At 62.8% G+C, this 26,115-nt stretch carries 25 protein-coding genes; 6 read left to right on the top strand and 19 right to left on the bottom strand.

Going from position 1 to position 26,115, the window contains the following annotated elements; translation table 11 throughout:
- Positions 1–3: 3 nt before the first annotated feature.
- The 8 genes from ACT3UQ_RS08205 to ACT3UQ_RS08240 all read right to left on the bottom strand — a co-directional run bounded on the left by ACT3UQ_RS08205 (position 4) and on the right by ACT3UQ_RS08240 (position 7,778).
- Positions 4–1,506, bottom strand: a complete 1,503-nt coding sequence (locus ACT3UQ_RS08205) for an amino acid permease (RefSeq protein ID WP_105552795.1) — start codon at positions 1,504–1,506, stop codon at positions 4–6.
- 15 nt (positions 1,507–1,521) lie between these two features.
- Positions 1,522–2,937, bottom strand: coding sequence for an aspartate ammonia-lyase (locus tag ACT3UQ_RS08210; protein ID WP_105552796.1), 1,416 nt, complete (start codon positions 2,935–2,937; stop codon positions 1,522–1,524).
- A 71-nt stretch (positions 2,938–3,008) separates the two neighbouring features.
- A complete protein-coding gene (locus tag ACT3UQ_RS08215; protein WP_258133496.1) occupies positions 3,009–4,010 on the bottom strand; it encodes an asparaginase in 1,002 nt (333 codons plus the stop codon).
- Positions 4,007–4,711, bottom strand: coding sequence for a FadR/GntR family transcriptional regulator (locus tag ACT3UQ_RS08220; protein WP_105552797.1), 705 nt, complete (start codon positions 4,709–4,711; stop codon positions 4,007–4,009). The genes ACT3UQ_RS08215 and ACT3UQ_RS08220 overlap by 4 nt, the downstream gene beginning before the upstream one ends.
- A gap of 126 nt (positions 4,712–4,837) precedes the next feature.
- Positions 4,838–5,281, bottom strand: a complete 444-nt coding sequence (locus ACT3UQ_RS08225; protein ID WP_105552798.1) for an SRPBCC family protein — start codon at positions 5,279–5,281, stop codon at positions 4,838–4,840.
- 12 nt (positions 5,282–5,293) lie between these two features.
- Entirely contained in the window at positions 5,294–6,274 is a 981-nt protein-coding gene (locus tag ACT3UQ_RS08230; protein ID WP_105552799.1) for a TIGR03086 family metal-binding protein, read from the bottom strand.
- On the bottom strand, positions 6,271–6,615 hold the full coding sequence (locus ACT3UQ_RS08235) for an ArsR/SmtB family transcription factor (RefSeq protein WP_105552800.1): 345 nt from the start codon (positions 6,613–6,615) through the stop codon (positions 6,271–6,273). The genes ACT3UQ_RS08230 and ACT3UQ_RS08235 overlap by 4 nt, the downstream gene beginning before the upstream one ends.
- 212 nt (positions 6,616–6,827) lie before the next feature.
- On the bottom strand, positions 6,828–7,778 hold the full coding sequence (locus ACT3UQ_RS08240) for a beta-ketoacyl-ACP synthase III (RefSeq protein WP_105569592.1): 951 nt from the start codon (positions 7,776–7,778) through the stop codon (positions 6,828–6,830).
- Positions 7,779–8,063: 285 nt separating this feature from the next.
- Between ACT3UQ_RS08240 and ACT3UQ_RS08245 the strand changes: the two genes are divergently transcribed.
- From ACT3UQ_RS08245 to ACT3UQ_RS08255, 3 genes are read left to right on the top strand one after another with little or no spacing between them, the layout of a single operon-like run.
- Entirely contained in the window at positions 8,064–8,690 is a 627-nt protein-coding gene (locus ACT3UQ_RS08245) for a tyrosine-protein phosphatase (RefSeq protein ID WP_444636904.1), read from the top strand.
- Complete coding sequence (locus ACT3UQ_RS08250) at positions 8,690–9,550, top strand: metallophosphoesterase family protein (protein ID WP_444636905.1); 861 nt, start codon at positions 8,690–8,692, stop codon at positions 9,548–9,550. Before ACT3UQ_RS08245 ends, ACT3UQ_RS08250 begins: the two co-directional genes overlap by 1 nt.
- On the top strand, positions 9,547–10,107 hold the full coding sequence (locus ACT3UQ_RS08255) for a histidine phosphatase family protein (RefSeq protein ID WP_105552804.1): 561 nt from the start codon (positions 9,547–9,549) through the stop codon (positions 10,105–10,107). Before ACT3UQ_RS08250 ends, ACT3UQ_RS08255 begins: the two co-directional genes overlap by 4 nt.
- 78 nt (positions 10,108–10,185) lie before the next feature.
- On the opposite strand, the gene ACT3UQ_RS08260 is transcribed toward ACT3UQ_RS08255, so the two are convergent.
- Genes ACT3UQ_RS08260 through ACT3UQ_RS08270 form a run of 3 tightly spaced genes read right to left on the bottom strand, consistent with a single transcriptional unit; the run spans position 10,186 to position 12,709 of the window.
- The gene (locus ACT3UQ_RS08260; RefSeq protein ID WP_105649734.1) at positions 10,186–11,355 is read right to left on the bottom strand and encodes an acetyl-CoA C-acyltransferase; all 1,170 of its coding nucleotides are present in this window, start codon (positions 11,353–11,355) and stop codon (positions 10,186–10,188) included.
- Entirely contained in the window at positions 11,352–12,002 is a 651-nt protein-coding gene (locus ACT3UQ_RS08265; protein ID WP_105552806.1) for a 3-oxoacid CoA-transferase subunit B, read from the bottom strand. The genes ACT3UQ_RS08260 and ACT3UQ_RS08265 overlap by 4 nt, the downstream gene beginning before the upstream one ends.
- A gap of 2 nt (positions 12,003–12,004) precedes the next feature.
- Positions 12,005–12,709 (bottom strand): CoA transferase subunit A, encoded by a 705-nt coding sequence (locus ACT3UQ_RS08270; protein WP_105552807.1) that lies wholly within the window; start codon positions 12,707–12,709, stop codon positions 12,005–12,007.
- Between the two features lie 264 nt (positions 12,710–12,973).
- On the opposite strand from ACT3UQ_RS08270, the gene ACT3UQ_RS08275 reads away from it, so the two are divergent.
- Both ACT3UQ_RS08275 and ACT3UQ_RS08280 read left to right on the top strand, forming a co-directional pair.
- Complete coding sequence (locus tag ACT3UQ_RS08275; protein ID WP_105552982.1) at positions 12,974–13,762, top strand: IclR family transcriptional regulator; 789 nt, start codon at positions 12,974–12,976, stop codon at positions 13,760–13,762.
- A 123-nt stretch (positions 13,763–13,885) separates the two neighbouring features.
- Positions 13,886–14,986 (top strand): alanine racemase, encoded by a 1,101-nt coding sequence (locus ACT3UQ_RS08280; RefSeq protein ID WP_444636906.1) that lies wholly within the window; start codon positions 13,886–13,888, stop codon positions 14,984–14,986.
- Between the two features lie 117 nt (positions 14,987–15,103).
- Here the strand turns inward: ACT3UQ_RS08280 and ACT3UQ_RS08285 are convergent, their stop codons facing one another.
- The 6 genes from ACT3UQ_RS08285 to ACT3UQ_RS08310 form a co-directional block, all read right to left on the bottom strand.
- A complete protein-coding gene (locus ACT3UQ_RS08285; protein ID WP_444636907.1) occupies positions 15,104–16,426 on the bottom strand; it encodes a flavin-containing monooxygenase in 1,323 nt (440 codons plus the stop codon).
- 289 nt (positions 16,427–16,715) lie between these two features.
- Positions 16,716–18,173, bottom strand: coding sequence for an aspartate ammonia-lyase (locus ACT3UQ_RS08290; RefSeq protein ID WP_105552809.1), 1,458 nt, complete (start codon positions 18,171–18,173; stop codon positions 16,716–16,718).
- A 7-nt stretch (positions 18,174–18,180) separates the two neighbouring features.
- Positions 18,181–19,365, bottom strand: a complete 1,185-nt coding sequence (locus tag ACT3UQ_RS08295) for a M20 family metallopeptidase (protein WP_105552810.1) — start codon at positions 19,363–19,365, stop codon at positions 18,181–18,183.
- Entirely contained in the window at positions 19,355–20,026 is a 672-nt protein-coding gene (locus tag ACT3UQ_RS08300; RefSeq protein WP_105552811.1) for a DUF1028 domain-containing protein, read from the bottom strand. Before ACT3UQ_RS08300 ends, ACT3UQ_RS08295 begins: the two co-directional genes overlap by 11 nt.
- A gap of 5 nt (positions 20,027–20,031) precedes the next feature.
- Positions 20,032–20,445 carry a RidA family protein gene (locus tag ACT3UQ_RS08305; RefSeq protein ID WP_105552812.1) on the bottom strand — a complete coding sequence of 138 codons (414 nt, stop codon included), beginning with the start codon at positions 20,443–20,445 and terminating at the stop codon, positions 20,032–20,034.
- A gap of 303 nt (positions 20,446–20,748) precedes the next feature.
- Complete coding sequence (locus ACT3UQ_RS08310; protein ID WP_444636908.1) at positions 20,749–22,125, bottom strand: MFS transporter; 1,377 nt, start codon at positions 22,123–22,125, stop codon at positions 20,749–20,751.
- Positions 22,126–22,450: 325 nt separating this feature from the next.
- Here ACT3UQ_RS08310 and ACT3UQ_RS08315 point away from each other — a divergent pair, with 325 nt between their 5' ends.
- Complete coding sequence (locus tag ACT3UQ_RS08315) at positions 22,451–23,377, top strand: LysR substrate-binding domain-containing protein (protein ID WP_105552813.1); 927 nt, start codon at positions 22,451–22,453, stop codon at positions 23,375–23,377.
- A gap of 8 nt (positions 23,378–23,385) precedes the next feature.
- Here ACT3UQ_RS08315 and ACT3UQ_RS08320 read toward each other — a convergent pair whose 3' ends face one another.
- Together ACT3UQ_RS08320 and ACT3UQ_RS08325 are read right to left on the bottom strand one after the other, a co-directional pair.
- The gene (locus ACT3UQ_RS08320; RefSeq protein WP_444636909.1) at positions 23,386–23,976 is read right to left on the bottom strand and encodes a TetR/AcrR family transcriptional regulator; all 591 of its coding nucleotides are present in this window, start codon (positions 23,974–23,976) and stop codon (positions 23,386–23,388) included.
- 94 nt (positions 23,977–24,070) lie between these two features.
- Positions 24,071–26,017 carry a primary-amine oxidase gene (locus ACT3UQ_RS08325; RefSeq protein ID WP_444636910.1) on the bottom strand — a complete coding sequence of 649 codons (1,947 nt, stop codon included), beginning with the start codon at positions 26,015–26,017 and terminating at the stop codon, positions 24,071–24,073.
- Between the last annotated feature and the right edge of the window lie 98 nt (positions 26,018–26,115).

Here is a 26,115-nt window from a genome sequence, read left to right on the forward strand (position 1 = left end):
TGATTAGACCAGTGCCTTCTCATTTCCCGAGTCGCCATTGCTTGCGCGCTCTGCAGCCAGGCGTGCGCTTGCCAGCTCGTTGATCCGCTTCCGGCTGGCGTACCAGCCGAGAATCAGCAGCGGAACGATGATCGCCAGCGAAGCGATGGTCCAGGTGCCCACCGGATTGTCGAAGGCCATCATGACCAGCACCGCGGCGAGGAAGACCAGGGTTACCCATCCGGAGATGGGAGCCAGCGGCATCCGGAAGCTCGGACGCTCCAGGCTGCCGCGGCGTGCGGCCTTGGCCAACGCCATCTGGCACAACACGATCATGCCCCAGGAGGCCAGGATTCCCACGGCGGCGAAGTTCAAGACGATTTCGAAGGCCTTGGCCGGAACAAAGGCGTTCAGGACCACGCCGAAGACCGCGACGGCCGCGGTGATCAGGATGCCGCCATAGGGCACCCCGGACTTGTTCATGCGTCCGGCGAAACGCGGGGCCGAACCGTTCAAGGACATGGAGCGCATAATGCGCCCGGTGGAGTACAAGCCGGCATTCAACGAAGACAGCGCGGCGGTGAGCACCACCAGGTTCATCACCACATCCATGCCCTGAATGCCGATGGAGCCGAAGAAGGTCACGAACGGGGATTCGCCGGCCTTGTAGGCGGAGTAGGGAAGCAGCAAGGAAAGCAATACCAGCGAGCCGACGTAGAACACCGCGATGCGGATGATCACCGTGTTCACCGCCTTCGGCATGACCTTCTCGGGATCCTTTGCCTCGCCGGCCGCGGTGCCGATCAGCTCGATCGACGCGTAGGAGAAGACCACGCCCTGCATGAGCACCAGCACCGGCAGCAAGCCGTTGGGCAGCAGCCCGCCGTTGTCGCTGAGAATCGAGAAGCCCACCTCATGGCCGTCGATCGGGGTGCCGAAGATGACGAAGTAGCAGCCAACAATGAGGAAGCCCACCAGCGCGACGACCTTGATCAAGGCGAACCAGAATTCCATCTCGCCGAAGGCCTTGACCGAAACCAGGTTCATGCCGAGCACCAGGGCAAGCGCCGCCAACGCCCAGACCCACTGCGGAACCGCGCCAATCCAGGAAACGTATTTGCCGAAGAACGCCATGTACAGGGCCACCGCGGTGATGTCCACAATTGAGGTCATGACCCAGTTCAGCCAGTACAGCCAGCCGGTGGCAAAGGCTGCCTTCTCGCCGTAGAACTCGCGGGCATAGGAAACAAAGGAACCCGAGGTCGGGCGGTGCATGACCAGTTCGCCCAGTGCGCGCAGGATCAGGAATGCGAAGAAGCCGCAGACCGCGTAGCTCACGACGATGCCCGGACCGGCAGCCGCCAGGCGCCCGCCGGCGCCCATGAACAGGCCGGTGCCGATGGCGCCGCCAATGGCGATCATCTGCATCTGGCGGGAAGAAAGCCCCTTGTGGTAGTCGTCGTCACCGGCGGTGAGACCCGCCTCGGGCACGTGCGCCGCGGTGGCGTGGGTGGTGGAATGCTCCATCGGAATCCTTGCGTGTTAGTCGGAGAGATTTGCCAGGCGCTCTGGCTTGAGCAGTTCGTTCAGGTCTGCGGCCGAGAGCAGGCCGCGTTCGAGCACCAGCTCGGCCACGCCGCGTCCGGAATGCAACGCTTCCAGCGCGATCGAGGTGGACTGGGCGTAGCCCAGCCGTGGGTTCAACGCGGTGACCAGGCCGATGGAGTTCTCCACCTCGCGGCGCAACGCGTCCTCATCGACGGTGATTCCATCGATGCAGCGGGTGGCCAGGGTGAGGCAACCGTTGGTCAGGTGCTTGAGCGAAAGCCCAATGGAGTGCGCGATCACCGGTTCGAAGGCGTTCAGCTGGAGCTGGCCGCCCTCGGCCGCCATAGTCACCGTCATATCGTGGCCGACCACCTGGTAGGCGATCTGGTTGACGACCTCCGGGATGACCGGGTTGACCTTTCCGGGCATGATCGAGGACCCGGACTGCACGGCCGGCAGCTGCAGGTCGTTGAGTCCGGCACGTGGTCCGGAAGAGAGCAGGCGCAAATCGTTGCAGATCTTCGAGATCTTCAGCGCCACACGCTTGAGCACTCCGGAGAGGTGCACGAAGGCTCCCACGTCGCTGGTGGCCTCGATCAGATCGGGACTGGTGGTCAACGGCAGGCCGGTCAAAGCGGCCAGATGGCCGCGCGCCGATTCGGCGTAGCCTGCCGGTGCGTTCAAACCGGTGCCGATCGCGGTGGCCCCGAGATTGATCTCGGTGACCAGCGACAGCGATTCGGCCAGCCGATCGCGGTCCTCGCGCAAGGTGACGGCCCACCCGCCAAATTCTTGGCCGACGGTCATCGGCACCGCATCTTGCAACTGGGTGCGTCCCATCTTCACCACGCTGCGGAATTCGCCGGCCTTGGCCAGGCAGGAATTCTCCAGCACCAGCATGGCTTCAAGCAGCGGCTGGGTGGCGAAGTGCGTGGCGATGTTCACCGCGGTCGGGTACGCGTCGTTGGTGGACTGCGAGAGGTTCACATGGTCATTGGGGTGCAGGTAGGAGTACTCGCCCTTTGCATGACCCATGATTTCCAGGGCGAGGTTTGCAATGACCTCGTTGGCGTTCATATTGGTGCTGGTGCCCGCGCCGCCCTGGATGGGGTCGATGATGAACTGTTCGTGCAGGGCGCCGGCGGCGATCTTTTCGCAAGCCTGGTCGATGGCCCCGGCGCGCTCGGCGTCGAGCAGGCCCAGCTCGTGGTTTGCCCGGGCGGCCGCCTGCTTCACGCGGGCCAGCGCGGCAATCAGATGCGGGTTGCCGGTGAGGCTGGTGCCGGTGATATCGAAGTTTTCCTTGGCGCGCAGGGTATGCACGCCCCAGTAGGCGTCGACCGGGATGTCGCGGTCGCCGATCAGATCGTGTTCGCTGCGTGTGACGGGAGCCTGAATGGTTTCAGACATGAGTGCTCACTCCTGATTTTAGGCGCACTAAATGCACCATGGGTGTTGGATAGAAATTGAAAATCGTCGGGTTAGAGTGCTGTCAGTTCGCCGACAGGCTCTCCGCCGCCCAGGGCGGGGGAAGACGCCAAATCTTCCAGCGCCGCGGGCGCCTGGTCTCCAAGATGGCTGGCCAGCAGCTTGACGGTGATCGGCATGCGTGCCCGGTCTGAGCCGTCGGAGATCTTGACCGCCAGCGAGGAACCGTCGGGCAGGCCAACGGCCTGGATTCCTTCGAAACCATCCTTGGCCACGGCACCGGGCACCGCGCGCATGAGCTCGGTGACGTCGCGCCCTTCGCCGGCGACCAGTTCTGGATAGGCGCGCATGGAAGCAGCTACGCGGCCCTCGGCGGTGTCCGGCGCGGCCTTGGCCAATTTGGCGAAGCCGCGAGCCAGCGCGGCGAGGGTCATGGGGTAGACCTGGGTGCCGCAGCCGTCGGTGCTGATCGTGGTGATGCGCTCTTCGGTGAGTTCTTCAACGATCTCGCGCAGCGCCGCCGCCAGCGGGTGGGAGGCAGCCAGATAGTTTTCGGTCGCCCAGCCGTTGTGCTTGCACATGGCCAGCAGCGCCGCATGCTTTCCCGAGCAGTTCTGCGCCAGTTGGGTGGCGCTGCCGCCGCCGGCAAGCCAGCTGGCCCGTTCGGCCACACCGTAGGGCAGGTCGGTGGAGTTCCCCAGCTCCGCGAGCTCCAGCCCTGCGTCGCGCAGCGTCGAATGGGCTACCTGCTGATGGCGCGGCGCACCGGAATGGCTGGCGGCAGCCAGCGCGATCTGCTCCTGGCTCAGTTCCAGGCCGGAGCGCAGAATGGCCACGGCAAAGAGCGGCTTCAGCGCCGAACGCGGGTAGAAGCGCGCCTGCTGATCTCCCAGCGCGGTGATGACCTCACCCTGCGGATCGAGCAGCACCGCCGAACCGTAGTGGATCGATTCGAGCATTTCGCCACGGCTGGCGGAGACCAGCGGCACATGTTTTGGAAGCTCTGCACCAGCGCACTGCGCCAATCCCGCGGAAGCGGCGGCTGAGGGGGTCACTTGGAACTCCTGACGATAGTTGAAACTGCTTGTTGCACGGCGCTCAGGTGTTCGGCCATCGCCTGGCCGGCGGCTTCGGCGTCGGACGAGCAGATGGCGGCGACGATCTTGCGGTGCTCGGAATTCGAGGGGGAGCGGCGTCCGGTGACGAGGTTGACCGTCTCGGATTGGCGGGCCATGGCCTCGCGGATGTCGCCCACGACGCGGTCGAAGACGGAGTTGCCGCTGGCGCGGGCGATCGCCGCATGGAAGGCGGCATCGAGTTCCACCCAGGCTTCGGCGCCGTCTTCGGCTTCCATCTCCTCGATGAGGCCGCTCAGCCGCTCCAGGTCCTCGGAGGTGCGCCGGGCGGCGGCCAATTCGGCGGCGGGGATCTCGATATGCGGGCGTGCCTCATAGAGGTCCGCCGAGGAGAAGGTGCCGAGCACCAGATCCCGGGTGGGCCGGTGGGAGATGACGAAGGTGCCGCGGCCGGTTTCGGTGCGGGTCAATCCGAGCGCGGCGCAGGAACGCAGGGCTTCGCGGACCACCGAGCGGCTGACCCCGTAGGTCGAGGCCAGACTCGCTTCGGAGCCGAGCTTGGCGCCGAGCGGGATCTCCTGGGCCTCGATGGCTGCGCGCAGGGTGTTGAAGACCGCTTCGGAGGCGCTGGTCCGGGCGATCGGTTGCTGTCCGGCTGTCCAGCTGTCTGACAGGTTCATGAGTACCAGTGTGCGGGTGTGATGCACCCTACGTCAAGTTGATTCGGCAGGGCTTGCGATCGGACTAGTCAACGGCGTGCGGACACCGGGAGAGTGGGGCGTTGCCCACTCTCCCGGCAGCCTGATTCAGCGTTCCGTGGATTCCAGGATCTGCTTCAAGGCCCGCAGGTCCGCGGCGTTCGCGCGGCGCATCAGCGGTGCCATGAGCGGAGCGAAGATCCGGCCGAAACCCGCCGGCTGGCCATCGTTGCGCAGGCGCACGCGGGTGCTGTGGGCATCGACGGTTTCGAAGCGGTAGCTGGTGCGCATCGGAAACGGGCCCTGCGCGGTGGACATCACGAGCAGCTTCTCAGGCACCAGCTCGATCACCTCGTAGACGTAGGACAGCTCCCGGCCTAGGAAGCGGGCCTCGAAGGCGGCGCGCGCTCCGATCGAGAATTCCCCGTCCGTCAACCGGCGCACCGAGCGGATGTTCCGGTACCAGGCCGGGGCATTAAGCGGATCCACTGCGTAGTCGGCCACCGCCCGAAGCGGGCGGTGGATGACGATGCTGGTGGTGACGTCGACCATGCTGCGTGGCCCCTACGCGCCGCTCGGAACTCGGCCGGTGAAGGCGACCAGTCGATCGAGGCTGCCGGCCGATTCGGCAACCACCGTTTGCGGCCCGAAGGAGCCGGATTCGCGTTGCGCTGCGCCGACGGTTCCTTGGGCAATTCCCAGCACGTAGTCGGCAAACCCCGGATCCACCGCATAGTCCTGGCCGGTGGCTTGGGCCAGGTCCCAGCCGTGCACCAGCAGTTCCAGGTTCAGAATTCCGGCGACCACCGGAGCGGGCAAAACCGCAAAACCGAGGTCGATCTCTCCGGCCAAGCCGCGCGCGTTGAGGGCTTCGAGGGCCGCTTGGGCGAGATTCGCGATGCGCGGTTCCGGCGCCAGCTCGGGAGCGTCGGCTAGCTGGGCGCCAAGGGCCGATCCGATGCCCGCGAGATTGCCGGCCAGGTGGTCAATCAGCTCCGAAACATTGAAATCCTCGCAGGGCGTAGGGCGCGTGGCATCCTCGGCGGTGAGGTGGTACAGCGCGAGCTGCAGTGCCGTGAGGGCGGCTTCGGCGGCTTGGATCGCGTTCTCCGGTTCCGGGGTGGCGTTCCATTCATCGGCCACGGCCTGCCCGGTTTCGGCGAAGCGCGCCAGCCGGTCCAGGAAGTGGTTCCAGCCCTCGGCATGGCCGGCGGACTGCTCGGCGTTCAGCCCCTCGTGCCGCAAGGTGACCGCGGTGCCTTGGGCGAGCGGTTCCAACGTGATGAAGACGGTGGAGTCGCCCGGCGGCACGGCGTCCGAGCCTTCCCAGCCCCAGGTGAAGACGAGGCGGCGGCCCGGCTCGATTTCGGTGAATGTGCCCGATGCCTGGTGGCCCGGACCCATGGTGAAGCGGAATCCGCCGCCAACGGTGAGGTCTACGCGGCAGGCGACGGTTTGCCAGCGGCGCAGGCGTTCGGGTTCGGTGACTAGTGCGAAGGCCGCGTCGGCGTCGACTGGAAGGATGACGGTTCTCTCGTAGCTCATGATGATTCTCCATCTCTCGGGGTTGCTGACGGGGCGGGCAGCTCTGCGGCGAGTTGCTTGGCCTCGGCAACGAGGAGGTCTAGCTCGTTGTTCCAGAATGAATCGAGCAGGGCTTTTAGCCGCAAGACCCCCGTGGTGTTGAGCGAATAGTAGCGGCTGCGGCCTTGCTTGCGGGCGTCCAGAAGCCCGACCTCGCAAAGCAGCAGCAGGTGCTGGGATATCGCGGAGCGAGAGACGGTGAAGTGTTCTGCCAGTTGCGACACCGTGCATTCACCTGAACCCAGCAATTGAAGCAGCCGCCTGCGGTTAGGCTCCGCGGCAACTTCCAGTAAATCCTGCATGGTTAATACGTTAGCGTCGACTAACGCATTAAGGCAAGGTTTTTCTCGGTCTATTTCGCCAGTTCCGTCGATACCCGTGGCGTTTTGATTGGCCGAATCGGGAAAGCAGTAATCATCCGGATTGCCTCGCGGGATATTGAGCGGAAAGTTTAATCAAAAAAAGGGGAGGACCGAGCGTACGCTCGGTCCTCCCCTTTGGGGATTCGTTGCTACTACGGGATCGTGATGATCTGCCCGGCGTAGGACAGGCCGCCGCCGAAGGCGAAGAGCAGCGCCTTGGAGCCCGAAGGCAGCGGATCATCCGAGGCCATCAGCTTGGAGAGGGCCAGCGGCACCGAGGCGGCGGAGGTGTTGCCCGAGTAGACCACATCGGTGGCAACCCGGGCGTTCGGTGCACCGATCTTCTCGGCCAGCGGTTCGATAATGCGCAGGTTCGCCTGGTGCAAGACGATTGCATCCAGCTCTTCGGGCTTCATATCTGCGCGCTCGATGATCTTCGAGGCGATCTTTGGAAGCTGCGTGACAGTCCAGCGGTAAACGCTCTGGCCATTCTGCGCGAACTTCATGTCGTTCTCAGCTTCGATGCGCACCGCGTCGGAAAGCGAAGGAACCGAGCCCCAAACCACCGGGGAAATCTCAGCGGTTTCCGAGGCGGTGATAATGAAAGCGCCCGCGCCATCGGCGGTCAGCACGCAGGTGGTGCGGTCGGTGAAGTCGGTGTAGTCGGTCAGCATTTCCGCGCCGATCACCAGCGCCTTGGTCGAGCTGCCGGCGGCGATGGAACCCTGGGCCAGGCCTACCGCGTGGGCAAAGCCGGAGCAGGCAGCGTTGACGTCCATCGTTGCCGGGCCCTGCTCCATGTCCAGCGCCTGCGCCACGCGGGCGGCCATATTCGGCGAACGGTCCTCGGCGGTGCAGGTGGCCACGATGATCAGGTCAATGTCCGTGGCATCGATATCCTCGGCATTGTCCAATGCCATTTTTGCGGCCTTGATGGCCATGGAATCGACGGTCTCGACTCCGGTGCCCCAACGGCGCTCCTGGATGCCAACGCGGCGGGTGATCCATTCGTCACTGGTTTCGACCAGCTTCTCCAACTCGGTGTTGGGCACGATGCGCTCTGGCTGGAAGTGGCCAAAGGCTACGACTTTGCTGCCGGTCATGAGTTTAGCTCCTTGGAAAATTAATACTCTTGCACTCAAGGTTAGTCGTTTTGTTGCCTACTCGCTGTTCACATCAGCTCTGCGGCCTATGAGATTGACCGGAAAACCGGCGAAGCCTCCGAGAAAAGCGTACTTTTCACGGCTTTACGGCCGGATTCATGACGTTGTGGTTCGTTGTTCACCTGTCGGCCAACAGCGTGCGGTGCAATGGTGGGAAAGCTCCGGATCAGGAATCGAGGATAGGGGAGAACGATGTCTGCAACTCACGTAAAGACTGCCGAACTAATGAGCCTACGCCCGGTTCCGGGAATCGGGCCGAACCGGCTCTATCGGGCCACAGCCCTGAGCAGCTTTGGCCCGCGTGCGATGGAACAATTCCAAGGTTTAGACGTGGGCACGCTCATCGATCTGCGCGAATCTCAGGAAATCCAGCCAGAGTCCATTCCGGTGCTGGCGGGGCTGCGCTACCGAGCGATCTCGCTGTATTCCGGTCAGCTGCCGGTGGACAGGTCCCTCGGCGAGGTGCACCGAATCCTCCTGGACGGCCGGGGTGCGCGGCTAGTGGCGGCCCTTCGTGCGATTGCCAATGCCACCGGCGGAAGCACCGTGGTGCAATGCCGAACCGGAGAAGAGCGTACCGGGTTGGTGATCGCTCTGCTGTCGGCGGCCCTCGGCATGGACCGGGCCCAGATCGTGGCCGATTTCGCTCCAGAGTCTTTTCGAACTGCAGACACGCAATGGCAACGTGACCGAGCGACCCTGAGCGACACCCTCGATTGGTTGACCGATAGCTACGGTTCGATCACCGGCTACCTGCTCAGCAAGGGGTTCACCGGGGCAGAACTTCGACGGCTGCAATCGCTGGCCAAGCATGCGGCACCCCGTGAGCTGCGCAGCCTGGTGGCAAGCTGATGAAAACGCTGAACGTAGTTCATCTGAGCGACACCCACCTGTGTGCCGAAGGCAAGCTCCTGCACGGCACCATCGACGCGTGGGCTCGCTTGCGCGCCGCGCTCCACGCGGCCAAGCACTTCACTCCGGACGTTGTGGTGGTGACCGGGGATATCGCAGACCGTGGGGCACCGGTCCATGAACGAGCCGCGAAGCTATTTGCGAAGTTCGAAAATGAACTGGGCTGCCCCATCATTGCCGTGCCGGGCAATCACGACCCCCAAGAGTCGGTCAATGAAGCATTTAATACCTTCCGCCTGTCCACCGGACCCCATATCGCAAATACCGTGCACGAGATCGACGGACTGCGCATCATCGGTCTGGATAGCGGAGGCTATCGCGAGGCTCGCGGATGGCTCGATGCGCCGCAACTTCGCTGGCTATCCTCTCTGCTCACCCAGCCGGCCCCGCGCGGTTCGCTGATCCTGATGCACCACCCGCCGGTGGAAGCGATGGCCGCGGAGCTATCCGGACGCGGACTGGCAAATCCCGAAGACCTCGCCCTGATACTGAGCGGCAGCGATGTGCGCGGAATCCTATGCGGCCACTTCCACCAAGCCGGTGTCGGGCAACTGAAGGGTACAAACGTTTTCATGGCCCCGGCAACCTCCTACAACACCAACGCCTACGCACCACAGGAGATCTTGAACGGACCGGAAAGCTCATGGTTTTCCTTGCTGCAAGTTGATGCGCAGTCAATCCGGAACAGTCCCATCCCGGTCCGGCACGGAACACGCAAGAACAAGAACCAAATCGCAAGTAAAACGACTAACGCAACACGTGCCAGAATTCCGGCACATTCGAGAGAGACATCATCATGAACGCAACAGAAATCGTCTTCGTGCGGCACGGAGAAACCGAATGGAATCGCGCCGGGCGCTTGCAAGGCCGCAGCGACCTGCCCATGAACGAAACCGGGCGCCGCCAGGCCCAGCAAGCGGGCATGGAACTGGCAGCGGCCGGGGCATGGGACGCGGTAGTTTCTTCCCCGCTTTTCCGCGCTCGCCAGTCTGCGCAGGTCATCGCCGATCTGCTCGCCGTGCCCCGCGTGCAAGAGTTCTCGGAGCTGATGGAACGGGACTACGGCGACGCCGAGGGCACCATCGTGGCCGGGTTGAGCGAGGAAAATATCCACCGCCTGATGGACCTGGGGGAGAGCGAAGAGCACCTAGTGGAACGCGCGATCAACGTGCTGTTCAAGATCTCCATGCAGCACCCGGGGCAGCGAGTAGTTGTGGTCAGCCACGGTTCGCTGATTCGCTCGGTGCTCACCGAGTTGCACGGACCGGGCCAGGAGAGGGTTGCGAACGGAGCGGTCATCCGGGTAGAGGCCGAGCTGCTGACCAATTATGTGGCCCGTGAGCCACTGTGGCACTGACTCCGTACTGAAAAGAGAAATCCACGTTGACCTCAAGTCAACGTGGATTTCATTTTTCGGCTGGCAACTGCCGCCGAGCTAGAGCGAACGCAGGAGCACCGAAGTGCCCTGACCGCCGCCGCCGCAGATGCCGACTGCCCCGAGCGAACCGGAGCCAAGTTCCTGCAGCTGGCGTGCCAGCGTACCGATGATGCGAGCGCCGGAGGCCCCGATCGGGTGGCCCAGCGCGATCGCGCCGCCGTGCGGGTTCACAATCTTGGCATCAAGGCCCAGCGTGGCCGTCGACTGTACCGAAACGGCGGCGAAAGCCTCATTGATTTCCACGACCTGCAAATCCGCGGCCTTGGCTCCTGCCTTGTCCAACGCGGTATTGATCGCGTTGGACGGCTGGTCGTGCAGGGTGCGGTCCGGGCCGGCGACGAACGCGTGGGAGAGGATTTCGGCCAGTGGCTTCAACCCCAGACGTTCCACGGCGGCATCGCTTGCCAGCACGACCGCGGCGGCGCCGTCGGTAATCTGCGAAGAGTTGCCGGCGGTCACGGTGCCGTCCTTGGCGAAGGCAGGACGAAGACCCGACAGGGAATCGACGGTAGTCTGCGGGCGAATCCCGTCGTCGGCAGCAAATACGGTATCGCCCTTTCGGCTGCTCACCGTGAAGGGGGCGATTTCCCCGGCAAAGAATTCCCCGGAGGCTGCGGCGCGCTGGTGCGAGGCCGCGGCGACCTCGTCCTGCGGCTGGCGGCCCAGCTTCAGCGTGGTGTTGTGTTCCTCGGTGGAGATGCCCATGGAACGCTTCTCATGCGCATCGGTCAAACCGTCATAATCCAGGGTGTCGAGCATTTCAATGGCACCGTACTTGGTGCCCGCGCGGGCGCGCTGCACATGGGGTGCCAAGGACATCGATTCCTGGCCGACGGCCAGCACCACGTCAACCTCGCCGCTGGCGATCAGCCGTTCGCCGGCCACCACGGCTTCGGCGCCCGAAAGGCATACCGCGTTCAACGTGATGGCCGGAACGTCCAGCCCCACCCCGGCGCCGACCGCGGTCTGCCGTGCCGGGTTCTGCCCGGCGCCAGCCTGCAATACCTGTCCGGCGATCACGCGCTGGACCTCGCTCGGTGCAACTCCGGCGCGTTCCAGTGCAGCCTTGGCCGCGTGGGCGCCCAGCTCGGTTGCGGGGATGCTTGCCAGCGCGCCGTTGAAGCGCATAAACGGGGTGCGTGCGTAGCCTACAATTTTGACGCTCATGCTGTGAGGTCCTCCTGGAGTTCGACGATGAATTTTGCTGCGGTGATGTCCTTGATGCTTTCCGGAGTTTCGCCCGGGGCCACCTGGCGTAGCACCAGTTTTGCATTAACTATGTCGAAGACGGCGCGGTCCGTGATGATTCGATCCACCACGCCGACCCCGGTCAGCGGCAGGTCGCACTTTTCCACGATCTTCGAGCTGCCGTCCTTGGCCACGTGATCGGTCAGCACGATGACCCGGGGGGTGCCTGCGACCAGATCCATGGCGCCGCCCATGCCCTTGACCAGCTTGCCCGGGATGGTCCAGTTGGCCAGGTCGCCGTTGGCGGCAACCTGCAGGGCACCGAGGATCGCCGTTTGCACGTGGCCGCCGCGGATCATGCCGAAGGACATGGCCGAATCGAAGAAGCTTCCGCCGGGAAGAATCGTCACCGTCTGCTTGCCGGCGTTGATCAGGTCCGCGTCCTCTTCGCCTTCGAAGGGGAAGGGGCCCATGCCCAACAGGCCATTCTCGCTTTGCAGCTTGACCGAGACGCCCGCCGGTAGGTTGTTCGCCACCAGGGTGGGAATGCCGATCCCAAGGTTTGCGTACTGGCCGTCGGTCAGTTCGCTGGCGGCCAGTGCCGCCATCTGATCTCTATTCCACATGCTTAGGCCTCCTGCTTCGGGCGGACGGTGCGCTGTTCGATGTCCTTGACGTCGTCGGCATCGACGAGCGTCGAGACGAAAATACCTGGCGTTTCCACCAGAGACGGATCGAGGTAGTCCGCACTAATATGCTCGGCCTCGGCGAAGGTATGCCGCCCGGACATGGCGGCAAGCGGATTGAAGTTCTTCGAGGTCATGCGGTAGCGCAGATTGCCTTCGCCGTCCGCCTCATAGGCGCGGACCAACGCGATGTCGGCGACGATGCCGCGTTCCAAGATCGCCAGCTTGCCGTCGAATTCCATGACTTCTTTGCCCTCGGCCACGGGGGTGCCGACGCCGGTCGGCGTGAAGAAGGCGGGGATCCCGGCGCCCCCTGCGCGCAAGCGTTCGGCCAAGGTGCCCTGGGGGACGAATTCAACTTCGAGATCCCCGTCGAGGAACTGCTGGGCGAAGAGCTTATTTTCCCCCACGTAGGAGGCCAGCACCTTGGAGACCTGCTTGTTCTCCAGCAGCACGCCTAGCCCTTTTCCATCAACGCCCATATTGTTGGACACGATGGTCAGGTTGCGAGCCCCCGAGTCGCGCAGGGCGGTGATCAGGCGGTTGGGTATCCCGCTGAGCCCAAAACCGCCAACGGCAACGGTCATTCCGTCCTTGACCACGGCGGCAAGTGCCTGAGCGGCGTCCTCACGATACTTCGTTGACATTTTCTGACTCCATCCGTCCATATTATGGATTTGAGTGTTCCCTATCTTCGAAGGTAGTAACTCGAAGTCCGTAGCTCAATAGTTATGGGAAAAGAACTCGATATTGCTCGACAGGTGAAGAGCAATCCCCAATTCGTTCACACTATGGACACTTGGAGGAGTAGTAGCCGCGCCGCCCAAAGTGCATCCGCGCCATTGCGTTGGGCCGCTTATTGAATGCGTCATGTTCCTCATATTATGGACTGCTTCGTTCATAATATGGTCATGAGCAAATCTCCTGCCGGTGCACAGGTCGTCGGACGCTTGGCCGCGGTATTGCGTGCGGTCAGCACCTCCATGCCGGAAGGAATCACGACCACGCAGGTCGCGCGGCTTACCGGGCTCGCGCGGCCGACGGTGCACCGGCTGCTGACAGCGCTGGTCGCCGAGGGCTTCTGCGACCACGACCACCGGGCGGGGCGCTGGCTGCTGGGCCCCGAGCTCTATCTGATGGGTGCGGTAGCGGCCGAACGCTACGACATCAGCGAGCTCGCCAGGGGGCACGTGACCGCGTTGGCCGAAGAATCCGGGGAGAGCGCCTTTCTCTCAGCCCGGCGCGGAGACGAAACGGTCTGCCTGCTGCGCCAAGACGGAGCATTCCCGATCCGTTCGTTTGTCCTCTATGAAGGCCGGCGCTTCCCGCTCGGGGTCGCCTCGGCAGGCATCGCGATTCTCGCCTTTCTTCCCGAAGAGCTCGTCGAACGCTATCTGGCTAGCAACAACCTCGTGGCCGAGTACGGCCAAGCGCACAGCGCCAAGCAATTGCGCCGCAAAGTGGAAGAGACCCGCACCCTTGGCTACTCGGTTAATCCGGGGCTCATCGTCGAAGGCAGCTGGGGGATCGGGGCCGCGGTCTTCGATGCCTCGGGCCAGCCAGCCTGGGCGCTGAGCCTGACCGGAATCGAATCGCGCTTCGAGGTGGCCCGGCAAGAATCGCTGGGCCAATTATTGCTGCACCACGCGCATGAGCTGTCGCTGAAACTTCGCGGATCGGGACTGCCGGCCAACAGATAGGCCAGGTCGTCCGATCCCACGCCAGGTCGCTGGGACTCGCTGGGTGTCAACGACGAGCCGGGCATTTTTCTCGGGTAACGTACGAATCAGATCGCCCGAGCACGAAGAGGAAAGCTGGCATTGGTGAACACCATCCCGCAAGGCTTATTAACCCCGCAAATCCTGGTCGACGTCGATATTCTCGAGCGGAACATCGACCGCGTGGCGCAGAACGTTGCAGGCAAAGGACTTGCCCTGCGACCGCACGCGAAAACGCACAAGATGCATGAGATCGCCGCCCGCCAGCTCGATTCCGGAGCAGTGGGACTGACGGTCGCAACCATCGGGGAAGCCCTGACCTTCGCGCTGCACGGGGTGGCGGATCTCTTTGTCGCTTTCCCCTTGTGGGTATCCGAGGTCCAAGCGGCACGCATTCGCAAGTTGCTGCGCTATGTCAGGCTCTCCTTGGGCACCGACTCCGTTGCAGCCGTCGAGCAGCTTGCCCGGCAGCTGGGAGACAAGGCCAACAAATTAGGATTGATGATCGAGATCGACAGCGGCCACCACCGCAGCGGTGTGCACCCCCGCGGCGCATTGGATGTCGCCCGCGCCGCCCGCGATGCCGGGCTGAACGTCATTGGCATTTTCACCTTCCCCGGTCATAGTTATGCACCGGGCCGGGCGCAAGAGGTAGCCGCGGAAGAACAGCAAGCGCTCGCCGAAGCGGCCGGCTTGCTCCGCGAAGACGGCTTCGAACTCAAACGCATCAGCGGCGGCTCCACGCCGACGGCAGAGCTTGCGGACAATTCGTTGCTGACCGAGGTGCGCCCCGGCGTTTATGTATTTGGCGACGCGCAGCAGTTCGAACTGGGACGCTGCCGCTGGGAAGACATCGCCTTGAGCGTTGCCTCCACGGTGATCAGCCGGCATGAAGGGGACGAACTCATCCCGCGGCGGATCGTCCTGGACGCGGGCAGCAAGATCCTCGGCGGCGACCGCCCCGCCTGGGCCAGCGGATTTGGCCGGATCCTTGAAAACCCGGACGCGCGGATCAGCGCGGTATCCGAACACCACGCAACGGTGCTGTGGCCCGAGGACCAGCCGCTTCCCGCCCATGGGGAGCAGCTCCGCGTGATCCCCAACCATGTGTGCGTGGCGGTGAACCTGGTGGATCAGGTCACCGTGCTCCGCGCCGGCGAGGTCGCCGAACGGTGGGACGTGGCGGCACGCGGGCTGAACTACTAGGGTTTCGTATCTCGGATTCGCTGAGGGGGCGAAAGGCAATATTTCGCGTTCAGGCAGTCTAAGCATCCGGGAAGGCCTGTAGCGCTGATGCGACTTCGCACCAGCGCTACAACGTGGTTAGACGTGTGCGGCGTGGTTGTCTGACCGCGCTGTTGCGGCCGGCGAAATCTGGTGCGCCGGGTCAAGGTCGATTTGCGACATATGCTCAAGGTATCCGCGCTGGATATCGATTTGCTCCGCGACATATTTGGCATCGTGCCAAACTCCCCAAATGAAGCTCGAGCCGCGGCTTGACTGCCAAGGCTGGCCCAAGAAGTAGACGCCGCTCTCTTCGGATACACCTCGCTGATGGAGAGGCCTTCCCTGCTCATCGAAGGTATTCACCTGCAGCCACTGGTAGTCGACAGCAAAACCCGTGGCCCAGATGATAGTAGTAACTCCAGCGGCCTCCAGATCCATCTCCAGGATGGGATGGATAAGTTCTTCCGGATCATCGCCGAGGACTCGGGCCTGCGGCTCTTCGGGGAAGTTCAACCCATTGCGCGCAATGTAGGCATCCGCCTCATCGAGTACTGACAGGTAGTTCGCATCTCCATTGGCAATGTTGCGGGCCAGGTCCGGGGCGAAACGCATTTTCCCCATCGAATAAGTTTCGGTGCGTCCGAGCAGCTTGATGCCGCCTGCCGCCAGTTCGCGGAAGTTCACGGTATGTCCGCCGTTGGCGCCGCTGACCGCGATGGTGACGTGCTCGGCACCCTTGGGAGGCGCTGCGGCTGACCATTTATCCAGAACGCCAAGCCACCAGCAGAAGTCCTGGCCGCGATACTGGCGCGGCGGTCGATCGTGGGGACCAACCGACAGGTAGACCTGCCGGCCGGCTGCGCGCAGCTCGTTGGCGATCTGCACCCCCGAAGATCCTGCTCCGACTACCAGCACGCCACCATCCCGTAGCTGCTGCGGGTTTCGGTACGAATGCGAATGCATTTGGGTGAGCGGGGAAGAATCCGCGACGATGGGAGGAATAACGGGTATCTGGAATGGGCCGGTGGCCGCAACGACGAAGCGGGTGTTTATGATCCCCTCGGACGTTTCAACTTTAAAGCCCGGCTTGCCGTTGTTCCTCTGCACGGATTTAACTTCGACGCCGCTGCGAATTGGTGCCCCAAAGCCTTCTGCATAAGCGGCGAAGTAATCCGCAACGCTCTCCTTGGGTGCAAATCCGTCGGCGGGAACATCCGCAAAAGTCATGCCTGGGAAACGGTCATGCCAAGCCGGGCCATTGGCAACTAGCGAATCCCAGCGTCCGGTGCGCCAGCGTTCGGCTATGCGGTCCTTTTCCAGGACGATATGGGGAACCCCTAGATTTGTTAGATGTTCGCTCATCGCGACTCCGGCCTGTCCTGCGCCGACAACTAGAACTTCCGTCTCTTGACTCGACATGCCAACCTCCATTGCTATTAATAGTCAGATTCGATGCGACGTGGCACTGTCGTGTGCTCCCGATTCACCGCGTCGCGGGGAATCTTTCGTCTATTGGGGTACCTTCAGAAAACCGTATTTCAGCACATCATTCAAACATTTGTTCTCGCTAATCTGCATCGGATTTTCAGATGTAGAGTGGCGCTCAAACCAGGATGCCGGTGCGCCGATAGGCGATTCGAATTCCAGCCATCGAAGAATTCGCGGTTAGGCAACCCAAGCTGAGCGGGAACGATGCTTCTGCGCTTTGCTATGCCAGCGGAACGCTCGCCGCGACGCCAGTTAAGTTAGCGGGCGAGAGCAAGGTATCGAGGAGGCCGGGATCCACCAGGCCGTAGGACAGCACTAATTCCTTGATGCCTTGCCCGCTGGCTAGGGATTCCTTGGCCAGGTTCGCCGCGTTCGCGTAGCCGATATGGGGTGCTATTCCCGTGATGATGCTGACCGATTCGGACATGCGTCGTGCCAGAACTGGTTCGTTGGCCGTAATGCCGTCGACGCATCTGGTGCGCAGGGTATGGCAAGCGGAGGCCAGCCACTGCAACGACTCGAGGAGGCAATCGACCATCACCGGTTCAAAGGCGTTCAGCTGCAACTGGCCGGCTTCTACTGCCATTGTCACGGTTGCGTCGGCACCCACCACCCGGAAGGCGACCTGGTTCACGACCTCCGGAATCACCGGGTTCACCTTCCCCGGCATGATCGAAGAGCCGGCTTGGACCGCGGGCAGGAAGATTTCATTAAATCCTGTTTGCGGGCCGGAGGAAAGCAGGCGCAAATCATTGCAGATCTTCGACAGCTTGACGGCCGAACGCTTGAGCACGCCCGAGAGCAGCATGAATACTCCGGTGTCGGAGGTCGCTTCAACCAGATCGCGGGCGGATACCAATTCCAGGCCGGTCAGGTTGTTGAGTTCCCGAGTTACCAATGCGCGGTACTCCGGGTGGGCGGTGATTCCGGTGCCGATGGCCGTAGCGCCGAGGTTGATTTCCGATAAATGCGCCGGCAGCTCGGATAACCGGGCCAAGTCTTCGCGCAAGGTTTCGGAAAATGCAGCAAATTCCTGGCCTAAGGTCATCGGGACGGCATCCTGCAGCTGCGTCCTGCCGATCTTGAGGATCTGGGCAAACTCGAGTCCTTTGGCCGCAAAGGAATCAACCAGGAGCTGGTGTTCGGCGCTGTAGTCTCGCAACGCCGAGAGCAAGGCGATCTTCACCGCGGTGGGGTAGGTGTCGTTGGTGCTTTGGCCCATGTTGACGTGGTCAATCGGGTCGAGCTCGTGGTACGCGCCCTTGGCGAATCCCAGAATCTCCAGTGCACGGTTGGCGATGACCTCATTGAGGTTCATATTGGTGCTGGTGCCGGCGCCGCCCTGGATGCGGTCAACGGGGAAATGCGCGTCGAAGAGCCCGTCGCGGACCTCCAACGCGGCTTGGTCGATGGCGGCCGAACGTTGCGGATCGAGCAGCCCCAGGCTGGTGTTGGCCCTGGCCGCTGCACACTTGACTGCGCCAAAGGCCCAGACCAGTGAGCGCAGGCTGCCCACGGGGCGCCCGCTGATGGGGAAGTTCTCGACGGCTCGGAGGCTGCTGATGCCCCAATAGGCATCGGCCGGCACTAGGCGTTCGCCAAGCGAATCACGCTCAAGGCGTGTGGCGGGAACGTGGCGCTCTTCGGCTCCGGCGGCATTGGGTAGAGAGGTATTCATGATCGGTTCACTCGTTTCCTGCGTTTCGGGGTATCCCGACAAAATCCAGTGCCGTCAGCGCCAAAGCGATGGCACCGTCGTGGATGGCAAGGTTGGCCGCGCCGCCAATGCAATGTGCGGCAAATTCGGGTTGGTGATTGGCCGCAGGGAAGCAGCCCAACCCGATGTAGGGGTGGATCGCAGGGACTATTTGGGAGACGTTGCCCATGTCGGTTGAGGCGCGGTTCATGGTGGCTTGTTCTGGCGGGGCGTCGAAGGTTCGGCCCAGTGCCTGGGCATGGGCCGTATAGATATCCAGGGCCCGCTGCTCTGTGCGGAACTCCGAGTAGGGTTCGGACTCCGGGGTGATCTCCAGTTGGGCTCCGGTCGCCAAGGCCCCTGCTTCGAAGCACTTGTTCACGCGCTCGTGCAGCGGTTCCAGTTCGGCCAGTGTTTCGGCGCGGACGTACCAGCGGCCCCGGGTGGTCTCCGGAATCGCGTTGGGCGCTTCCCCGCCCCGGGTCTGCACTCCATGGACGCGGGTTTCCTGGGGCAGCTGCTGGCGCAGCAGCCCCAGAGCCACCTGGGCGATGACAAAGGCATCGTTGGCATTGATTCCTTGGTCTGGATACGCCGCGGCATGGGCAGATTTCCCGCGGTACTCCACCTGCTGGTGGGCGACGGCGAAGGGATTCGCCACCGCGGAGTCAACGGGGCTGGGGTGGACCATCATCGCCAAGTCGAGGCCTTGGAACGCGCCCTTCTTGAGCATTTCGATTTTTCCGCCGCCGCCTTCTTCCGCCGGGGTTCCGTACAGCTCGATGCACAGGTCGTACTCGTCGGCGAATCCAGCCAAGGCGCAGGCTGCGCCCACCGAAGCAGCGCTGATGATGTTGTGCCCACAGGCGTGGCCCAGCCCGGGCAGCGCGTCATATTCGGCCATCAGTCCGATACGGCGGCTTCCGGTGCCGAAACTGGCGCGCAGGGCTGTGGGAAAACCCAGGTATCCACCTTCGATGATGAATCCGCGCTCCGCCAAGAATTCTGCGGTCCAGCCCGCGGCGCGGTGCTCTTCCCAACCGAGCTCCGGATTCGCATGAATCCTCTCGGAGTAGGCGACCAGCGCTGGCTGTTCCCGGCGGACGGCATCCATCACGCGTTCCCGATTGGTGGCGAGGCCTGCCGTCAAGGGCGATGGTGGATTATCGATCATCGCCGGGCACTCCATAACCCTCGGAGACCAGTGGATCCAAGCCGCGAGTCACGTAGGCATCTCGCTGCGGCATCCAGATTTCCAGCAGCTTGCCCAATTCGGCAATCGGGCGCTCGTGCCAATCCACGCGCAGATCGGTATCCCGCCACCCATGCCCAGAGACCACCGACATGCCTGCGGAATAGACCGGCCCGGCTTCGCCGCCCGCGGCGATGGCAGCCTGGAGGCCCGCCAGCAGCTGCTCTTCAAGTTCGCCATCGGCCGCTTCGAATGCGTCGCAGGCTGCCTGCAGAACTCCCGGGTCGGCCAGCATGTTGCCGGCCGCTACGCAGGAAGCTCCCTTGCCCTGTCCGTAGACGCCCAGCGTCCGGGATCCGTTGAAGACCGCGGAACCGCCCTGGGAGTCCAGGACGACGAGCTGTCGGAAGTCGATGTTTTCGGCCGAGTCGGCCACGGCGTCCAATGCCTGTTGGGCGCTGTCTCCCGCTTCGAGACGGTCAAGCAGGGCCGGCCCCAGCCGGGGGTCGGTGATGTTCTGCGAGCTGACTGCCCCGACCCCGTCGCGCAGATGGATGCATCTGGCCGCAACGGCAGGAGACGAGGAGCAAACTGCCATGCCGAAGCGGCCATTGCCGTCGGTGCCTGCAATGCTGAAAGTCATTTTCTCTATTCCCCCGAAAGCACTGCGGTGGCATCGATTTCGACAAGCCACTCGGGGCGGGCCAGCGCCGAGACTACCAAGCCGGTGGATACGGGGAAGACGCCCTTGAGCCAACGGCCCATGGTCCGGTATACGGTTTCGCGGTAACGTGGGTCAATCAGGTAGACGGTCACCTTGACGATGTCCTCAAGTGATCCTCCGGCTTCCTCCAGCAGCATCTTGATATTGGCCATGGCCTTGTCGGTCTGTGCTTCCACATCGCCGAGGCCCACCGATTCGCGGGTGTCCAGATCCTGGCCGATCTGACCACGGAGGTATACGACGCCGCCGGCAACAACGGCCTGGCACAGGTCGTTGTCCAAGTTCTGTTCGGGGTATGTCTCTTTGGTATTGAAGGTGCGGATACGAGTGTGCTTCATTGTTTTACAACCTTTTCCTCTGACGGGTGGATGTCGGAATGCGCGCTTGGTTAGGGGCCATTCGTTGCCTCGGCACCCGCGCCAGTTGGCACGCGTGCTTTGACTCCAGCATTCACCGCGCCATCAAATCTGTCTAACAGTTTTTTTCGAGAAACTAAATCTGATATTCAGATTTAGTGGAATTTGCTGGTTGGCTGCCACGCCTACGCGGATGGGGGCGCAGCCGGTTTCCGTTTTTCGATGTTGGCGGGCTGCAAGGACTGCCGGCGCGGTTGCCGTAGCCTGCGCGGCATTAAGCGTGGGCTAGTTCCTTTGAGGGGTTCTCGCGGGATCCTTCGCTTGCTCCGCGACGGTGAATCCGCGCTTGGCCGCATCTTCTCGATCCAGCGTCATCAAGTCGATGCCCTTGGTTTCTTTCATGGTCAGCAAGGTCGCCAGGCCGAGGATGCCGATGGCGATCATGTAGAAGGCCGGTGCCATGATATTTCCGGTTTCTGCGATGAGCCAGGTCAAGATCAGCGGGACGGTGCCGACGAAGATGGGTGCGGTGACGCTGTAGGCAATGGAAAGGCCGGATTGCCGGGTGCGCGTTGGAAAAATCTCCGCGACGGTCACTGCATGGACGCCAAGGACAATGGCCAAGATGACGCCCAGTCCAATGGTGCTCACCGTACCGGCCCACGCGGTGTCCAGCTGCATGATCGAAAAGAGCGGGTAGGAGCAAACGATCATCAGCACCGCAGAGCCAACCATCAGTGGTTTGCGTCCAATCCGGTCGGACCAGGCGCCGAATAACGGCACAAGGACCAAGGCGGTCACAGAGGCGACGGTCGAGAGCAATGCGGCCGACTCAATGCTCATGCCAATGAATTCTTCCTGGTAGGTCAGCAGGTAGACCAAGACGATGTAGAAGGCGACGTTCATCATGATCTCGATGCCGCTGGTCTGCAGCAACTGTTTCCAGTTGTTCCGGAACACCTCCTTGAGCGGGCTTTGGGCGACTTCATCCAACTTCTCCAAGGCCTTGAACTCTGGAGTGTCCTCTACCTTCGCCCGGATATAGAAGCCAATGATGCCCAAGGGAGCGGTCAGGATGAACGGAATGCGCCAACCCCAATCCTGCACTGCATCGGGACCCAAGACGTTATTCATCAGCAGAACCATCAGCGAAGCGCCGAGGAAACCCAATAGGCTGCCGACCTCCAGCCAGCTGACGCCGAAACCGCGATGCCTAGCCGGGGAGGCTTCCGCCAGGAACGCCGCGGCGCTGCCGAACTCGCCGCCTGCGGCCAAGCCCTGGACCATCCGGGCGGCGACCAGCAGGATTGGCGCCCAGATGCCGATCGTGTTGTAGCCCGGGAGCAACCCGACGACGAGGGTAGCGACGGACATGGAGATGATGACCATGGACAATGTGCGCTTGCGGCCGAACTTGTCGCCGATATAGCCGAAGAGCAGCGCACCCAAGGGGCGGACTCCGAACGAGACGGCAAAAACGGCAAAGACGGCCAGCAAGCCTGCGGTCTTGTCCTGTGCGGGGAAGAAGACTACGGCAATGGTGGAAGCCATGTAGGCATAGATGGCCCAGTCGAACCAGTGGACAAGCACGCCGATGGAGCCGGCGGCCACTGATTTGCGCAGGCTCTTCTGTTCGATCGCAGGAGACGGTGGGATGCTCATGGTGGTCCCTTCGGTGAAGATGAACGCGGGGTCGAAGCTGGCATGGCGGCGGCCCGCTGATGGTCGAATGCTTGGTTCGTCTAAAATGCAGCTGAATTTCAGCTGCATCGATCCGCGGCTCCGGTGCAGTCCCCGCAGCGGAGGCGAGCGTCGTGCCTTGTGGTTGACGTGCAGGAGGCTCAGGTCGAGTGAGTTGCGCCCAAGCGTGAAGTCCGCTGTCCGGCGGGCAGCTGACTAAAGTATTCACGGCGCCATGAAACCTGTCTAACAGTTTTTTCAGAGGGCTGGCATCTGATATTCAGATGCAGTGCTCTATGCTGTAGGGATGGATGTCACTCTCACTCAAATGAGGTATTTCGCCGAGGCGGCGGCCCGGCTGTCAATGACTGGCGCCGCCGAGCGGCTAAACGTCGCGCAGTCTGCGGTCTCCAGTGCCGTTGCCCAGCTCGAACGCCAAATCGGTTCGCAGTTCTTCATCCGCCAACGCTCCAAAGGGCTGGTGCTCACTCCCGCGGGTGAGTCATTCCTCAGGGACGCGCGAGCCGTCCTGGCCCATGTCGAAGAGACCGTGGAGCACGCCCGCGGTGAACAGACGGCGCTCGCCGGACGAGTGCGCCTCGCCTGCTTCAGCACCTTGGCGCCATTCCTGCTTCCCGGTGTGCTCGGCAGGTTGCATGCAGAGCATCCGGATCTTGAACTGGAAGTGGTGGAGGCCGATGCGGCGGGCTGCTCGGCGGCATTGCTGAACGGCCAAGTTGACCTGGCGCTGTGCTATGACCTGGGGCTGCCAGAGGAGGTGGCCGCCACCTCGGTGCATGCGGCCCGCCCCTACCTGGCGTTGCCTCCGGAGCACCGTTTCGCGCAGCGCAAGGAAGTGGAGCTCAAGGAACTGCGCGATGAACCGTTCGTTTTGCTGGATCTGCCGCATACGCGGGAGCTGATGCTTTCCATCCTTGCCGCGGCGGGCCTGGAGCCGAATGTACGGTTCCGCTCTGGCAGCTATGAGACGGTGCGCACCTTTGTTGCCAACGGCCATGGGTATTCCATCTTGCATCAGCGCCCGCGCCATGACTTCACCTACGACGGCGGACGGGTGATACCGGTTGCGCTCAAGGGAAAGGTGCCGGAGTTGCAGACCGTCATTGCCCGATTGCGGATTCAGCGCCCGACGGCAAGAACGCGGGCGGTGGCGCAGGCGGTGCGGCAGCAGATCGCCGGGCTTCTGGCAGAATCCCCGGAGGGGTCCAGCTAGTTCTTCGCCTAGGAGATCCGCTCCAGCATGAAGTCGATCAGCCGGCGCTGGCGAGAGCCGCTCACGGTTTCTGGATCGAGCATCGCGGTGATGTGCAATCCCATCATCGTGTTCAACAGCTCGTGGGCAACCAGGTCGGGTTCCCCGAAGGCCGCCTCCGGCCTGTCAGTTATTTCTTCTGCGAGGCAGGACATGATGGCCGCATGCCATTGGGTAAGCGCATCTCGGCCCACCCTGCGTAATTCGGGGTCGCTCTGTGCCCGTTGCCAGAAGGATACGGCCACCCTGGCCTCCACCGTGGTCAGGTCCTCGGCCGGGATGATCTCGAAGCACAGCGCGCGCAGGGCGTGCCGGCCCCGCTTGGCCTTCGTCGACAACGCAATGCGCTCATTGGTTCGTTGGCAGATGAGTTCATAGGCCGCTAGGAGCAGCGCGTTTTTATTGGGAAAGTAGTGCGCCAGGATCCCGGGGGCCGCGTATCCGCATTCGCGGGCGATGTCACGCATGCTGGCGTTCTCGATGCCCTGCTCGGCAATGATTCTCCACGTAGTCTCGATGATGACTTTACGGCGTTCGGTGTGGTCAACTAACCGGGGCATGGAGTTACTCCTTGAAAGATGAGGGGCTGGTGGAGGCCCTGAGCGTCTCCACCAGCCGTCACTGTACCATCGCCGAAGGCGAGCGCTATGGCAACTATTCGCCGCTGCAGCCGGTGGGGGTGCAATGGCCTGTCGCCGAAGCCGGCAGATTCAGGGTTGGATTCTGGTCGAAGAATCCATGGGGCTTGAGTTTGAAGCCCGTGGTGTCAACCGGCATGATCGGCCAATCTTCGGGACGGAGGAAGTGCGTGAGCCCGAATGAGTGCCACAGCACCAGATCCTGGCCATCGATATCCCGATCCTGCGCGGCGTATGCGGGAAGGCCCGCTCCGCCGGGATGCTGGTTGACGAAGTCTCCGGCGGCGTAGAGCTCGTTTTCCGCGAAGCGGGTGACCCACAGGTGGTGGCGGGCAAAGGCGGCGCGTGCGGCGATGGAGGAGTCCTCGGCCATGGCCAGGGTGGGGGCGCCTTCGGGGTAGAGGGTGTAGCCGACCGGCTCGTCCATCTGGTTCAGCGATTCCGGGTTGCTGATATGCCAAACCCTGCCCACGCTGCCGTCCGCGTCGCGGATGGCAGCGGTTTCGGAGCCCAGCACCTTCCGGGTTTGGGTGAACGCATTGCCGTGCGGATTGCCGGGCCCCTTGGGCAGGCGCTTCAGATCCAGCTCCTCCACGCGGTTGGTGGCCCCGTCGATCATCATGTCCATGCGGGCGCTGAACAGGTGCTGGTGGTAAGGAGCGCCGAGGCCCGGCGCGATCTCCGAGGCATATTCGTAGCCCTTGTGCGGCAGCGCGGCGGTGAAGACGATGCCGGTGGCCTTGGCCTCGAACTCGATCGTGCCATCCAGATAGAGGTACCAGTAGAAGCCGTAGTCGTAGTTCCCCACGGTGGTGAAGAAGGAAACTACCAGGCGCCGGTTGCGGCGCACCTCGTTGGATCCGGCCCACTCGTCGGTGTGCTTCCACGCGATCCCGGCGTCTTCCTCGTGGATGCAGATGCCATTGGGAATGGTCCGTGGATTGCCGAAGTCATCGGCCACCACGGGGGAGAGGTAGGTGATCTCGCCCAGGCAGTCGCAGCCGAGCTGCAACGAGTTCGCATCGCGGCCGACCAGGTATTCGCCTGAATCGAAGTAGTTCTGCCAGCTGCGGTAGGGCGCCGGGTCCCCGTAGGGGACGACCATTTCGGAGATGGCGGCCCGGTGCATCACCGGACGTCGCCGGCCGTCGAAGGTGTGGTGCAGCTGGTGCAGGACAAGTCCCTCGCGGGCGTCGAAGCCCACGCGCAGGTCCCAGCCTAGCCAGGACAGGTGGTTTCCCTCGAGGGTGAAGCTGGCGCCTTCGGGCTGGATGACCTCGATCGGCTTGAGGTCGGTGCGCAGCTCACCCTGAATTGCCGGATCGGTGTAGTTGCCGTTGACCTCCGGCACCGGGACCGGGCCGTCATCGATCAGGTGGTTCACGCGCCGGTTCTCCACGTCAACGAAGGCGACCAATCCGTCGATCGGGTGTGCCCAGGCGTGGTCCCCGGGATGGTCCTGGCGGAACCCCAGGCCGCGCAGCAGGCGCTTGCCGGTTTCGTTCTCGTACTCGAAGACCCCTGCGGACAAGGGGGCAACCCGGACCTGCTCGGAGGTCAGCCCGCGGGAAGCCAATGCGGCGATCCACTGCTCATCCGCGGCCAGGATTTCCTCGATGATCTCGAACTCTTCGAGCAGCACCGGCATTTGTCCATCCACCGCGGGGTCGAGCTCGCGCTTGGTGAGTACGGCCCGGCTGTCGAGGGACAGGGTGATGTCGAGGGAGCGGGATAGCGCGGCATCCCAGAGCATCACCCGGACACGGCGGTCAATATCGCTGGACGGGACTGGATACAGGGCTTCCTTGGCAGGTTCAAGCAGACCCACATAGGCGAACCTGGTCGAATCCAGCACCAGGCCTGCACCTTCCAATATGGCGCGAGTTGCCTGGTATTCGTCGGCTGTGAGCTGTTCCAGGGGATGCGCGGGGCGCGTCACTGCGCGATCGCTTTGGAGTGTCATGGGGCTTCCTTAATGCATGGTTTTGATGATACAACTGTTCAATCAACAATTTTATGTTACCCAAGTCACCCCCTCTCGTAAAGGGGTGTCTTGAAAAG

Source organism: Glutamicibacter sp. AOP12-B1-11, assembly GCF_052379245.1.
Lineage (GTDB): Bacteria > Actinomycetota > Actinomycetes > Actinomycetales > Micrococcaceae > Glutamicibacter.

Excerpts from the sequence above, each read along its gene's own strand:
- ACT3UQ_RS08205 (WP_105552795.1), bottom strand. The coding sequence starts at position 1,506 with ATGGAGCATTCCACCACCCACGCCACCGCGGCGCACGTGCCCGAGGCG.
- ACT3UQ_RS08210 (WP_105552796.1), bottom strand. The coding sequence starts at position 2,937 with ATGTCTGAAACCATTCAGGCTCCCGTCACACGCAGCGAACACGATCTG.
- ACT3UQ_RS08220 (WP_105552797.1), bottom strand. The coding sequence starts at position 4,711 with ATGAACCTGTCAGACAGCTGGACAGCCGGACAGCAACCGATCGCCCGG.
- ACT3UQ_RS08225 (WP_105552798.1), bottom strand. The coding sequence starts at position 5,281 with ATGGTCGACGTCACCACCAGCATCGTCATCCACCGCCCGCTTCGGGCG.
- ACT3UQ_RS08230 (WP_105552799.1), bottom strand. The coding sequence starts at position 6,274 with ATGAGCTACGAGAGAACCGTCATCCTTCCAGTCGACGCCGACGCGGCC.
- ACT3UQ_RS08235 (WP_105552800.1), bottom strand. The coding sequence starts at position 6,615 with ATGCAGGATTTACTGGAAGTTGCCGCGGAGCCTAACCGCAGGCGGCTG.
- ACT3UQ_RS08240 (WP_105569592.1), bottom strand. The coding sequence starts at position 7,778 with ATGACCGGCAGCAAAGTCGTAGCCTTTGGCCACTTCCAGCCAGAGCGC.
- ACT3UQ_RS08245 (WP_444636904.1), top strand. The coding sequence starts at position 8,064 with ATGAGCCTACGCCCGGTTCCGGGAATCGGGCCGAACCGGCTCTATCGG.
- ACT3UQ_RS08250 (WP_444636905.1), top strand. The coding sequence starts at position 8,690 with ATGAAAACGCTGAACGTAGTTCATCTGAGCGACACCCACCTGTGTGCC.
- ACT3UQ_RS08255 (WP_105552804.1), top strand. The coding sequence starts at position 9,547 with ATGAACGCAACAGAAATCGTCTTCGTGCGGCACGGAGAAACCGAATGG.
- ACT3UQ_RS08260 (WP_105649734.1), bottom strand. The coding sequence starts at position 11,355 with ATGAGCGTCAAAATTGTAGGCTACGCACGCACCCCGTTTATGCGCTTC.
- ACT3UQ_RS08265 (WP_105552806.1), bottom strand. The coding sequence starts at position 12,002 with ATGTGGAATAGAGATCAGATGGCGGCACTGGCCGCCAGCGAACTGACC.
- ACT3UQ_RS08270 (WP_105552807.1), bottom strand. The coding sequence starts at position 12,709 with ATGTCAACGAAGTATCGTGAGGACGCCGCTCAGGCACTTGCCGCCGTG.
- ACT3UQ_RS08275 (WP_105552982.1), top strand. The coding sequence starts at position 12,974 with ATGAGCAAATCTCCTGCCGGTGCACAGGTCGTCGGACGCTTGGCCGCG.
- ACT3UQ_RS08285 (WP_444636907.1), bottom strand. The coding sequence starts at position 16,426 with ATGTCGAGTCAAGAGACGGAAGTTCTAGTTGTCGGCGCAGGACAGGCC.
- ACT3UQ_RS08290 (WP_105552809.1), bottom strand. The coding sequence starts at position 18,173 with ATGAATACCTCTCTACCCAATGCCGCCGGAGCCGAAGAGCGCCACGTT.
- ACT3UQ_RS08295 (WP_105552810.1), bottom strand. The coding sequence starts at position 19,365 with ATGATCGATAATCCACCATCGCCCTTGACGGCAGGCCTCGCCACCAAT.
- ACT3UQ_RS08300 (WP_105552811.1), bottom strand. The coding sequence starts at position 20,026 with ATGACTTTCAGCATTGCAGGCACCGACGGCAATGGCCGCTTCGGCATG.
- ACT3UQ_RS08305 (WP_105552812.1), bottom strand. The coding sequence starts at position 20,445 with ATGAAGCACACTCGTATCCGCACCTTCAATACCAAAGAGACATACCCC.
- ACT3UQ_RS08310 (WP_444636908.1), bottom strand. The coding sequence starts at position 22,125 with ATGAGCATCCCACCGTCTCCTGCGATCGAACAGAAGAGCCTGCGCAAA.
- ACT3UQ_RS08315 (WP_105552813.1), top strand. The coding sequence starts at position 22,451 with ATGGATGTCACTCTCACTCAAATGAGGTATTTCGCCGAGGCGGCGGCC.
- ACT3UQ_RS08320 (WP_444636909.1), bottom strand. The coding sequence starts at position 23,976 with ATGCCCCGGTTAGTTGACCACACCGAACGCCGTAAAGTCATCATCGAG.
- ACT3UQ_RS08325 (WP_444636910.1), bottom strand. The coding sequence starts at position 26,017 with ATGACACTCCAAAGCGATCGCGCAGTGACGCGCCCCGCGCATCCCCTG.